Annotated in this window: 9 protein-coding genes and 1 pseudogene; all 10 read right to left on the bottom strand. The window is 63.3% G+C overall.

The window, feature by feature from the left end:
- Nucleotides 1-618 (bottom strand): GNAT family N-acetyltransferase (locus CYJ07_RS10435; protein ID WP_104203642.1); only part of this gene is annotated, 618 nt, incomplete at its 3' end.
- Nucleotides 615-1277, bottom strand: a complete 663-nt coding sequence (locus CYJ07_RS10440; RefSeq protein ID WP_104203643.1) for a GNAT family N-acetyltransferase — start codon at nucleotides 1275-1277, stop codon at nucleotides 615-617. The genes CYJ07_RS10440 and CYJ07_RS10435, both read right to left, overlap by 4 nt.
- Nucleotides 1278-1342: 65 nt before the next feature.
- Complete coding sequence (locus tag CYJ07_RS10445; RefSeq protein WP_104203644.1) at nucleotides 1343-2794, bottom strand: lipopolysaccharide biosynthesis protein; 1452 nt, start codon at nucleotides 2792-2794, stop codon at nucleotides 1343-1345.
- Nucleotides 2795-2820: 26 nt separating this feature from the next.
- A complete protein-coding gene (locus CYJ07_RS20450) occupies nucleotides 2821-3906 on the bottom strand; it encodes a DegT/DnrJ/EryC1/StrS family aminotransferase (protein ID WP_197038328.1) in 1086 nt (361 codons plus the stop codon).
- A 54-nt stretch (nucleotides 3907-3960) separates the two neighbouring features.
- Nucleotides 3961-4554: pseudogene (locus CYJ07_RS20455) on the bottom strand (acyltransferase); the annotation flags it as partial.
- Nucleotides 4555-4563: 9 nt separating this feature from the next.
- A complete protein-coding gene (locus CYJ07_RS10455) occupies nucleotides 4564-5514 on the bottom strand; it encodes a Gfo/Idh/MocA family oxidoreductase (protein ID WP_104203646.1) in 951 nt (316 codons plus the stop codon).
- Between the two features lie 29 nt (nucleotides 5515-5543).
- Nucleotides 5544-6860, bottom strand: a complete 1317-nt coding sequence (locus CYJ07_RS10460; RefSeq protein ID WP_104203647.1) for a nucleotide sugar dehydrogenase — start codon at nucleotides 6858-6860, stop codon at nucleotides 5544-5546.
- Nucleotides 6861-6995: 135 nt separating this feature from the next.
- Entirely contained in the window at nucleotides 6996-9194 is a 2199-nt protein-coding gene (locus CYJ07_RS10465; RefSeq protein WP_104203648.1) for a polysaccharide biosynthesis tyrosine autokinase, read from the bottom strand.
- A 38-nt stretch (nucleotides 9195-9232) separates the two neighbouring features.
- On the bottom strand, nucleotides 9233-9691 hold the full coding sequence (locus CYJ07_RS10470) for a low molecular weight protein-tyrosine-phosphatase (RefSeq protein ID WP_104203649.1): 459 nt from the start codon (nucleotides 9689-9691) through the stop codon (nucleotides 9233-9235).
- The gene (locus CYJ07_RS10475; RefSeq protein ID WP_104203650.1) at nucleotides 9691-10830 is read right to left on the bottom strand and encodes a polysaccharide export protein; all 1140 of its coding nucleotides are present in this window, start codon (nucleotides 10828-10830) and stop codon (nucleotides 9691-9693) included. The genes CYJ07_RS10470 and CYJ07_RS10475 overlap by 1 nt, the downstream gene beginning before the upstream one ends.
- Between the last annotated feature and the right edge of the window lie 671 nt (nucleotides 10831-11501).

The raw sequence follows: 11501 nt of genomic DNA on the forward strand, positions 1-11501 counted from the left end.
TGCCTCGCCCTGCGCGTTGCGCGCCAGGAAGCAGACGAAGTGCTCCGGGCCCATCCCGTCGGCCAACCGCGCGAGCTCCTCGGCATCGAGGCGGTAGTCGAAACCCTTGCGCGCCTCGGGCCCCGCCAGGCAGTCGGCCACGGCGGCGTAGTCCTCGGTGACCTCACACAGATAGCCGAGCCGGCGGCATTTGCGTGCCTTCTTGCGCGCATTGGGATCGATACAGTCGTCCCGGGTGGCGATGTCGAGGTGATAGGTGAAGCGCGGCCGTGCCGCCATGTTGGCCCACTCGAACGGACGGATGTCGTCCGCCACCGACGAGAGGCTGAGACTGCCGCCGAACTCGCATTCCTGCAGGTGCTCGGCCAGCCGGGTCAGTGCCAGGCGCTTGCGCCGATTGCGCGAGGCGGGCCGCTCGCTGGCGCAGGTAAAGTCGATGGGCAGATGCGGATTGCGTGGCGGCGTCACCAGTCGTCCCTGGCGGTTGCGATAGAGCACCGTCTCCAGTCGCCAGCCATCGCCCTTCTCGGGCGTCAGGATCAGCGGCTCGGCCTCGAGCCCCCAACGCTGCTCGTTGAAGCGAATCCATCCGGGATGGAAAAGCGGATCAATCATCATGGCGCGGCATTCCTTTGCGGCGTCGTGGAGAGAAGCGGCGCTGGATGTGAGTTCGGGTGTTCGTCATTCTCGGCCTCGCGATAGTCGCTATCGAAATCGCAGACCAGGTAGTAGCGCTCTTCACCGCTGCCCGGCTCTTGGTATCGTTCGACGATGCGAAAACCGAGCTTCAGGCTGGGCTTGAGCGATGCCACGTTGTCTGCGGTGATCCGCGCGGAATAGCCGCGCACCCCGTTGGCGCGAAAATGCAGAATGCCGCTGCGCCTCAGCTCGGTGGCCAGCCCCCTTCCGCGATGCTCCGGCAGTACGCCGCTGAAGTTCGAGTGCACCCGCCCTTCACGCAGATCGCGGCGGTTGAAACCATAGAAGGCGGCCCCCACCACGCGGCCTTCGACATCCAGGGCCACCACTCCGAGCCGGTCCCCGGCGAGCCGGTACAGCAGACGCCTCGGCAGGTCCAGCGGTCGCCCTTCGTGCAGCTCGGCGTAGAGTGCCAGGGCGCCATTCAAGTGGATACGTCGCATGGCGCACAGCCGATACGCCTCATGGCAACGCAGCGGCACGGGAGTAAACCGGCGAACTCGGCGTAGATTTCGGCCGATCAGCCCTGCCGCTTCGACGGCGACGCGCAGGTATCGACCCGGTGCGTTGTTGCTCATGGCTCAGGAAACCTCTCGAGAAAAAGCTTGGCGTCGAGGAAAAGCTTGGCGGCGAGTTGCCCCACTCATGAGTAGGCCTTTCGAAACAGGAAGAAGTAGCGCGCGCCCACCAGGGCGCCGCTCAGCATCAACGCGGCGAGTCGCAGCGACCAGGTCGGCATCGGCACCAGCCATTCGGCGATGATCAGCGGTGCCAGTAACAGCAGGCTCCAGGCCAGTGCCGATAGTGTCGAGGTCGCCAGGAAGAGCGGTGAATGGCCGGTCAGCCGGGCAATCCAGGCCAGAAAGCCGCCCCAGCAGACGGCGCTTCCCAGCGAGTAGAGCGCCACGGTGAGCATGAGATCATCCAGCATGGCGCCGATGGCGATCGCCGCTATTCGCACGCTGAGCATCAGCATCTGGAAGACCAAGCCCTGCCCCTGCCGTTCGAGCACCGCGAAGAGATGACTGAGCGGCGCCGTGATGAACACCAGATAGAGCCAGGGTGCCATCCAGCGCGCGAAGTCGCCGGCTTCCCGCCAGCGCTCGCCGAAGGCCAGCGCGAACAGGTCCGGACCAACGACCGCCAGCAGAATGGCCACCGGCATGGCGATCTGCGCCAGCGCATCGTGGACCCTGGCCACCAGCGAGCCGAGCTCGCCGCGGCGATGCGCCTCGGCGGCGCTGGACAGAAACACCTTGCCCACCGCCTCGCCGATTAGTGTCATCGGCATCGCCAGCACCCGGTGCGCCAGCGCGTAGAGGCCGGCCGCAACGGGGCTGAACAGAGCCGCGAAAAGCAGTGGCGGCAGCTGCTTGCCCAAGGTATTGAACAGCCCCGACCAAGTGGAGAACAGCGGAAACTTGCGATAGCGAAGCGCCACGGCCCACATCCCGCTCAGCCCGACCCGGTGCGCGATGACGGCGCGTAGCGCCGGTCGCGCCAGGCCCAGCGTACCGGCACCCTGCCCGGCGGCGTAACCGAGCAGCAGGCCGCCGCCGCCGAGCGGATTGGCGACGAGTTGGACCGTTAGCTGCGCCAGCGACTGCTTGATCCGGGTGGCGGCAATTGCCGGGAAGGCACGGGTTCTCACCGACCAGTGACTGACCACCTGGTACCCACCCGACAGCGCCACTCCCAGCGGCAACAGCCACAGCCAGGGCGTCAGCGCCGGCACCCCGAGCGCCTCAGCGAGCATTCGGCCGGCCAGTGCCACGATCAACAGCGAAACCAGGGTAGTCAGCGCCACCATCGTCAGGGCGAGGGCCAGCACCTCGGCCGCCTCGCGTTCCGTCTCGGGTAGCGGAATCGCCAGTTGGTAGCGGCCGCTGGCCACTACCGTGAACAGCGCCAGCAGTGCGCCGTATACCGCCATCAGGCCGAAGTCGTCCGGTGCGTAGAGCCGAGTCAACAACGGCGCCGCGGCAATCGTCAGCAACTGGGCGCTGGCAGTCCCCCCCACCAGGACGCTCACCCCGCGAGCGAAGGCCTGGGTGGGCAATAAACGCCGGGCCGGAACCACAAGCCGATTCAACACGTGATGTCTCTCCCTGACCGTGCGCTTCAGACCACGGCTTCCCTGAGCGCCGAGATGATCCGATCCTGATCCTCGGCCAACAGGTAGGGATGCATCGGCAAGCTGATCACTCGACGCGATGCCGCATTGCCCACCGGCAGGTCGACACACGGGTCGGCGACCGCCGGCTGCTTGTTGAGCGGAATCGGGTAATGCACCGCGGTCGGGATGCCTGCTTCGGCCAGCTTCGCGATCACCACCTCGCGATCGTCCACCTCCACTGTGTACTGGGCATAGGCACTGGTGTTGTACGTCTCCACATGCGGTGTCTCGAAACCATGCGCCCGCAGCAGTCGCCCATAGCGCTCGGCCACCTTTTCGCGCAGCATCAATTCCTCATCGAGGATGTCGAGCTTGGGCAGCAGAATGGCCGCCTGCAGCGTATCCAGCCGGCTGTTGACACCGATCCGGACATGATAGTAGCGCCGCCCCTGGCCGTGGCGGGCGATCTGGCGCAGCACCGTGGCCAACTCGTCGTCATCAGTGAACAGTGCCCCACCGTCGCCGTAGCATCCCAGCGGCTTGCTGGGGAAGAACGAAGTGGTCGCGATGGTCGTCAGGCCGCAGGAACGCCGGCCACGATAGGTGGCACCGAAGCTCTGGGCCGCATCCTCGATGACCGGAATGCCGTGGCGCGCGGCGATCTCGTTGATGGCGTCCATGTCGGCGCACTGACCGTAGAGCGACACCGGGATGATGGCCCGGGTGCGCGGCGTGATCGCGGACTCCAGCTTCTGCGGGTCGAGCAGGTAGGTGCGCGGGTCGATGTCGACGTAGACCGGTCGCGCGCCGAGCAGCGCCACGGTCTCGGCGGTGGCAATGTAGGTGAAGCCGGGCGTGATGACTTCGTCGCCTGGCGCGATGCCCAGCGCCATCTGAGCGATCTGCAGCGCATCGGTGCCGTTGGCGCAGGTGATGCAGTGACGCACCCCCACGTAGTCGGCCAGGCGCGCCTCGAGCTCGTCCACTTCCGGCCCCAGGATGTACTTGCCGTGCTCCAACACGTTGCGGATGCCGACGTTGACTCGCTCGCGGATCCGCTCCTGCTGAGCCTTGAGATCGATGAAATCCATGCGCTGTTTATCCTTGGCAGCGGGAGTGGGTGCTTCTTGCGCGGGATGGCAGACGAGCCGGTTTCCCTCGAGCCGATAGCGATCCCCGGTCTGCGCACAGATCGCTTCGCCCTCGCCCTCCACCGGCAGGTCAAGGCGCTCGCCATGCCGGCTCATCCAGCCGTGCTGACGGGCCGGCACGCCAAGCATCAGCGCATGATCGGGCACGTCGCGGTTGATCACGGCGCCGGCGCCGACGAAGGCGTAGCGACCGATGGTCACGCCGCAGACGATGGTGCAGTTGGCGCCGAGAGTGGCACCCTCACGTACCAGAGTGTCGCGGTATTCGTCCTTGCGCTCGACCAGGGAACGCGGGTTGTAGACGTTGGTGAAGACCATGCTCGGACCGCAGAACACCCCCGTCTCCAGGGTCACGTTATCGTAGACCGACACGTTGTTCTGCACCTTGCAGTGGTCGCCGATCACGACACGGTTGCCGACGAAGACGTTCTGCCCGAGCGAGACGCCGCGACCGATACGAGCCCCACCGCAGACGTGGACGAAGTGCCAGACGCGCGACGATTCGCCGATCTCGGCACCATCGTCGACGACGGCGCTGGGGTGGATCCGGACCCCGGGATAGCGGGTTTCAGTGGGTTGATTATCCATGCCGTTTCCTCACATCGCGTGCTTCTTGAGACAGGGATGTGCCTCGTTGCGGGCCGGCATTTCGGGAGTGGCGTTGCGAATCGTATCGACCGTTTCGATGCAGTGGCGGGCACTCGCGATACCGTAGCCACGACCGGCAAGGATCTCCTGATAGGAGACGGTGTGCAGGTCGGTGAAACCGCCCGAGAACTCGATCTCGCGGCCCTCGCATAGGATCGAGCGATAGGTGGTCTGCTGCCCCTGGACGCTGCTGGGGAGATCGTCGCTGTCGATCGATAGAAACCAGCGTACCCGGGCCTTGCGGTACTCGAGGTAGCCTGCTGCCCGATAGTCATCAGCGTAGTGGACGACGTTGCGCTCGAGTTCGCCGAACACGAAGTGCAGCATGTCGAAGAAATGCACTCCGATGTTGGTGGCCACACCGAACGACTTGCGCGGATCGCCCTTCCAGCTCTCCTGATACCACTTGCCGCGCGAGGTGATGTAGGTGAGCTCGACGTCGTACTTGTCGTCGCGCGGCATGGCGGCCACACGCTCCTTGAGCTCGACGATCGCCGGATGATGACGCAACTGGAGAATGTTGTAGACGCGGCGACCGGTTTCCCGCTCGACCCGCTCCAGCTCATCGAGCAGCGCCGGGGTGGGCACCAGCGGCTTCTCGCAGATCACGTTGCAGCCCAGTCGCAGACCCGCGGCGATGTGGGCATGGTGCAGGTGATTGGGCGAGCACACAGAAACGTAATCGAGCGCGGTATAGGGGTCGCGCTTACGCTGCCAGGCGCTCTCCAGGAAGCGCTCGAAATCAGTGTAGAACTCGCTCTCGGGCGAGATCGAGTCGATGATCCCCACCGAGTCGTTGATGTCGTAGGCCATCGCCAGGTGATTGCCGGTCTCCTTGATGGCCTTCATGTGCCGGGGAGCGATGTAGCCGGCAGCACCGATCAGGGCGAAGTATTTCATGGCGTCATTCCGTCCGGTTGGCTGTTGGTTCATGCCTTGATCACTCGTTCATCGCTCTCGCCGCGGTAGATGCCACGGGTATCGACGATCAAGCGGGCGTGGGCGTGGATCATGTCGTAATCGAAGCGGTCGTGGTCGGTCGCCAGGATCACAGCGTCGTACTCGGCCAGGGTGGCAGGCGTCAGCGGCACGCTCTCGAGATCGAAGTGATGCTCCCGCATGGGCGGGAAGACCGGCACATACGGGTCGCTGTAGGCCACTTCGCCCCCACGGTCGCGCACCAACTCCATGATGTGAACCGAGGGCGACTCGCGCATGTCGTCGACGTTCTTCTTGTAGGCGATGCCGAGCACCAGTATCCGGCTGCCCTTGAGCGGACGCCCCTGCTGGTTGAGTCCCTCGATCAGCTTGCCGACCACATACTCGGGCATGGCCTGGTTGATCTCGCCGGAAAGCTCGATGAAGCGGGTGTGCAAGCCGTATTCGCGAGCCTTCCAAGTAAGATAGAAAGGATCGATCGGAATGCAGTGACCGCCCAGCCCCGGCCCGGGATAGTACGGCGTGAAGCCGAAGGGCTTGGTGGCGGCGGCATCGACCACCTCGAAGATATCGATTCCCATGCGGTCGGCGACGATCTTCATTTCGTTGACCAGACCGATGTTCACCGCACGATGGATGTTTTCGAGCAGCTTGGTCATCTCTGCCGCACGGGTCGAGCTCAGCGGTACCACCTGGTCGATGGCCGGGCGATAGAGCGCCACTCCCACGTCGCGGCAGGCCGGGGTATGCCCGCCCACCACCTTGGGAATGGTGTGGGTCTCGAAGTTGGGGTTGCCCGGGTCCTCGCGCTCCGGCGAGTAGATCAGGAACAGCTCCTCGCCGACCTTGAGCCCGCCCTCCTCGACCCGCGGCAGCAGCTCCTCTTCGGTGGTACCCGGATAGGTCGTGCTCTCCAGCGAGATCACCTGGCCTTCGCGCAGGTGCGTCTTGAGCGCGTCCACGGTACCGATGACGAAGCTGATGTCGGGCTCACGATATTTGTTGAGCGGGGTCGGCACGCACAGAATGATGGCATCGACTTCGGCCGCCCGCGAAAAGTCGCTGGTGGCCTCGAAGCCGGCATCGCAGGCGCGAGCGATTCTCTCGGGCGAGATGTGTTCGATATAGCTGCGGCCCGCGTTGAGCTTGTCGACCTTCGCATCATCGATGTCGATACCCAGCACGCGATAGCCGATCTCGCTATAACGCAGCATCAGGGGCAGCCCCACATAGCCAAGCCCGACGATCCCGATCACGGCATCCTTGCGCTCGAGCCGGCCAATCAGACGATCTTTGATAGTGGTCATAACGCTTCCATGGTTTTCGAGTGGTTATGATCGACGTGTCGCCATGCCGCGCGTAGCGATGCGGATAGCCGGCTCCACGCCAGGGAACGGCCTGCCGAGGCAGGCGCGGACAAGGCCCGCGCGCTTGGGTAGCGCTCAGGTCTGGGTAGTCTTGTAGGCATAGTGGTAATAGCCATAGCCGTAGCTGGTGGCGGCCTTGCGCTCGATGGCATTGAGGATCCCGCCCTTGACCTGGATGCCGCTGCCCTCCAGACGACGGATGGCGACATCGATCTCGCGTGGCGGGTTGAGGCCAAAGCGGGCCACCATCAGCGTGGTGCCGCAGTGATGGCCGACGACGGCGGCATCGGTCACGGCGAGGACCGGCGGCGTATCGACGACGACCAGATCGAAGCGTTCGCTCAACGCCTCGAGCAGACGAGCGAAGCGCTCGCCCATGAGCAGCTCGGCGGGGTTGGGCGGTGCCTTGCCGCGCGCCACATAGCTCAGCCCGTTGATGGGCGACTGACGGATGACCTCGTCGAGTTCGGCCTTGTCGGCCAGCACTTCAGACAATCCACCCTTGCTGTCGGCGTTGAACGCGGTATGTACGTGCCCCTTGCGCATGTCGGCATCGAGGATCACCACGCGCTGTCCGCCCTGGGCAATGACCGCGCCCAGGTTGACGCTGATGAAGCTCTTGCCGATGTTCGGACTCGGGCCGGTGATCATCAGCCGGTTGTCGCTGGCTTCGAGCATGGCGAAGTGCAGCGAGGTACGCAGACCACGTAGCGCCTCGATCGCGGTGTCGTCGGGCGCATTCTGCGCCAGAACCCCACAGGCCACTTCACGGCCGCGGCGACGGTTGCGTCGCTTGACCCGGCGCACCAGCTTCTGCTGATCGTCGGAGAGCGGCACGGTGGCGTATACCGGCAGGCCCAGGTCCTCGATCTGTTCGGCGCTCTCCACCCCACGGTTGAGGATGCTGCGCACGATCACGAAGGCTACGGCGAGGAAAGCGCCGACCAGGGTCAACATGGCTACGGTGACCGGCTTGCGCGGCTCCACCGGCCCCGGCTGAGCCACCGCATCGTCGAGAATGCGCACGTTGCCGACAGTACTGGCCTTGGTGATGCTCATCTCCTGGATCTTGTTGAGAAGCTGCACGTAGACCTGCTGGGTCACTTCCACGTCGCGCGACATGCGCAGCACTTGCTGCTGAGTCTCGGGCAGGGACTGGATGCGTTCATTGAGCCGCTCACGGTCCCGCTCGAGGCTATGGCGCTTTTCCATCAGGGCGGCATAGAGGGGATGCGAAGGGTTGTAGCGACGTGTCAGCTCGGCCTGCTCCATCTCCAGTTCACTGAGGCGAGCGTCGATTTCCACTACGCTATCGAGCACCGAGCGCGTCTCGAGGGACAGGTCCACGCTCTCGTGCTGCATGCGATAGGCATTCAACGCATTCTCGGCGGCGGCGAGGTCGCTGCGCACCTGTGGCACCTGAGTCTCGAGGAACTCCAGGCTCTGCTCCGCCTCGGCGCTCTGGCGTTCGACGTTCTGGGTCAGGTAAATCTGTGTGATGGCGCTCAGGGTTCGTGCGGCTCGACGGGGGTCCTCATCCAGCAGGGTCATATTGAACACGCCGCTGTCGCGGCCGCGCTGGGCGACACTGAAACGTGAGCGCAGATGATTGATCGCCGCCAGGCGGGTTCGCCGCACCACGGTGAACTCAGCCCCATCGCCCGCCTCGAGCTCGACCACGCGTAGATCTATCCGTCCTTCATCGAACCGCTCCGTCACGCCTACCCGCCCTTCTCCCAATAGCGTGTCGTCGTGGTAGAGCCGGTAAGTTCCCGATGGGCCGGCCACCAGCCGCAACGCACGGCCTAGCCATGTCGGATCGACGTGGAACTCGCCGATGTTGAGGTACTCCCCGGCCCAGACGCTGCGCCGAGCGAAATCGGGCCGCCCCATGCCGCTGCGCACCAGGAAGTCACCGACCAGGGCGAGACGGGTCGGGACCACGACGATGTCGAGTCGTTCCTGGTCGACGGCCTGGCCGAGCACCATGCGCGAGCGCAGGATTTCCAGTTCGGCGTCGGCCTTGGGTTCCTCGCTGAGAAGGGAGCGCACCTCGGCCAGTGGGTTGTTCAGCCCGGTCTTGCCTTCCACCTGGACCAGCGCATCGGCACGGTAGATCGGCGTTGCCAGCTGCACGTGTATCACTGCGGCCACGGCGAAAGTTGCCGTGACCAGGAGAATCAACCACTTGTTATCCAGCAGGACGCCGAACAGCCTCCCCAGGTCGATATCGTCGTGGCCTGGGCGTGAGCTCGTCTTGATCTCTTTCACCATTGGTAAAAATCCTGGTGTAAAGGGTGGGATCGATTGCGTCAGCGTCTTGCGCTTCCGAGACGGGCCTGCCAGAGGCGGGCCGCCTCGCTCAGCTGACGATGCACGCGCACAAAGACCTCTTCGTTCCTGCGATAGGGATCGGGTATGTCCGCGCCTTGCTCCTGGCCATTCGTCAACCAGCGCCCGAAGCGCATGACCTTGCCTGTGGCGTAGGGGAAGCGTTCGGCGATGGCGAGGCGTTGACCTTCGCTCATGACCAGCAGCAGGTCGGCTTCCCTGACCATGTCAGCATCGATCTGACGGGCGCGATGGGCGGACAGATCAAGCCCCTCCGCCTCGGCCAGACGCGCTGCCGTGGGTTCCGCGGCATGCCCGACCAGGGCTCCCAGGCCGGCCGACGCGATGCGATGACCGGGAAGCGCCTGCCTTAACAGCGCCTCGCCGACCGGGCTGCGGCAGATGTTGCCGGTGCACACCACCAGGATTTTGTGGAACATCACTCCCCCCTTAGATCTTCCAGCTCACGCCCGGTACGCGTGGTCTGGTAGACACTGCTGACGGTGGGAAGCAACTGGCGCACCACGCGATTCCAACGACCCAGTGGCGTGGTGGTCACATAGACCACGTCGGTCGGCTGCAGGGGGAATTCCGCGCCGAGCATTAGCGCTGCGGCATTGCGAGCATCGAGCTGATAGACGGTGGCCAACTTGCCGCTGTCTTCCGGTGCCTGCCGCAGGACGAAGATGCCCGATGCATCGGCATTGCTCTCGTTGATACCACCGGCCTCCGAGAGCGCATCGGTGAGCGTCAGGCGGCTCGCCCCCATCGGCAGGCTTCGGGGTTCGCGCACCTCACCCATTACGTAGACCTTCTGGTTGCTGTTGTCGGGCACGTGCAATATATCGCCATCGCGCAACAGCTGGTTCTGATCGAGCCGCCCGCGATTGAGCATGTCGTGCAGCGACAGCCGCATCTCCTCACCGTCCCGTGTCAGGATGATGTCGTGCCAGTTGGCGTTGTCGGCCAGACCGCCCGAGAGGTTGATCGCATCGAGCACGGTCAGCGGCACGTTCTGAATGGGCAACGGTCCGGGTTCCTCGACCGCACCGGTAATGTTGACCTTCTGCGAGTTGTACTGGGCGACATGGACTTCGACCTGGGGCATGGCGACATAGGGCTCGAGCCCTTGGGCGATGGTGTCCCGCACTTCCCGCACCGTGTGCCCCGCCACATCGATGCGTCCGATGAAGGGGTAGAAGATGGTGCCGTCGCTATGGACGGTATTGCCCGATTCCGCGGCGCTGCGCTCGCCCCCGGCGGGGATCGTCAACTCGGGATGGCCATAGACGATGACGCTGAGCACGTCGCCCTTGCCGATGCGATAGTCGTAGTTGCCGATGTCGTCGCGCCGCGTCTCACTGACCGTGGCGATATCCTCCGGGCCCAGCGCTTCCTGGCGCTGGGCGCGCACCAGTCCGAAAGTGATGGGCTCGATGTCGACCAGATCATCGATCGGTGCCGAATCCGTTTGATAATCGATATGCCCGCCAGGGGCGAAGGCGCACCCGCCCATGGTGAAAACCCCCAACATCAATAGGGCCCGACCCAATCGCGGCCGCGTGAAATACTCGTTCATCGACTTTTTACTCGCGTGGTCATTACCAACTTGAGAATGCCCTGCCTCTTTTATTAGTCATTAAACGTCGTTGTTTTAAGTCGCCACTGTCGCCAATAATCCCCATTAATGTCGCCAGTCAGTGACACAGTGAGAAACCGTTATTTAACAAACTCACTCGTCTAGTTTCGAAGCCTGACACCATTAAAAGACATTCCTGTAGGCGAATGGCGACATAATCGTTTCAAGCCTGTCGCTTCTTTTCGACACTCAACCTCACTTCAGGCAGATCCGAATCATTCTTTATTTCTCGCCACCGGCCGGAACCGAGATCTCGCAATCGCTGGGCACGCTACCGCCACGAGGTTCACTGGCCATTCCCGAGGACCATAAAAAAACATATTTATCAGACACATACACACACCCGACCGGAATCGAGCGGCGACGTTGAATTCAAAGGAAGAGACGAGGCGAGCTTTTCCCATCCGTGAAAAAGCTTTAGGTGGCTGGCAGCTAGCATAATGACTTTTGCTGCCATGTCACCCCCTTGGATTTAAGTTTATACATTTTTTTACACTTAAATACGCTCAGATAAGGTCACATAACATCAGTTTCTTTTATATACTCACCAAATGGTGTATCAACTTCAACGTCTGAATAACAAATACTTATGACGTTCACATATCATGGGC

The organism is Billgrantia saliphila, assembly GCF_002930105.1.
GTDB lineage: Bacteria > Pseudomonadota > Gammaproteobacteria > Pseudomonadales > Halomonadaceae > Halomonas > Halomonas saliphila.

What these genes read in the sequence shown, in the direction of transcription:
- CYJ07_RS10440 (WP_104203643.1), bottom strand. Translation starts at nt 1,277, where the DNA reads ATGAGCAACAACGCACCGGGTCGATACCTGCGCGTCGCCGTCGAAGCG.
- CYJ07_RS20450 (WP_197038328.1), bottom strand. Translation starts at nt 3,906, where the DNA reads ATGGATTTCATCGATCTCAAGGCTCAGCAGGAGCGGATCCGCGAGCGA.
- CYJ07_RS10455 (WP_104203646.1), bottom strand. Translation starts at nt 5,514, where the DNA reads ATGAAATACTTCGCCCTGATCGGTGCTGCCGGCTACATCGCTCCCCGG.
- CYJ07_RS10460 (WP_104203647.1), bottom strand. Translation starts at nt 6,860, where the DNA reads ATGACCACTATCAAAGATCGTCTGATTGGCCGGCTCGAGCGCAAGGAT.
- CYJ07_RS10465 (WP_104203648.1), bottom strand. Translation starts at nt 9,194, where the DNA reads ATGGTGAAAGAGATCAAGACGAGCTCACGCCCAGGCCACGACGATATC.
- CYJ07_RS10470 (WP_104203649.1), bottom strand. Translation starts at nt 9,691, where the DNA reads ATGTTCCACAAAATCCTGGTGGTGTGCACCGGCAACATCTGCCGCAGC.
- CYJ07_RS10475 (WP_104203650.1), bottom strand. Translation starts at nt 10,830, where the DNA reads ATGAACGAGTATTTCACGCGGCCGCGATTGGGTCGGGCCCTATTGATG.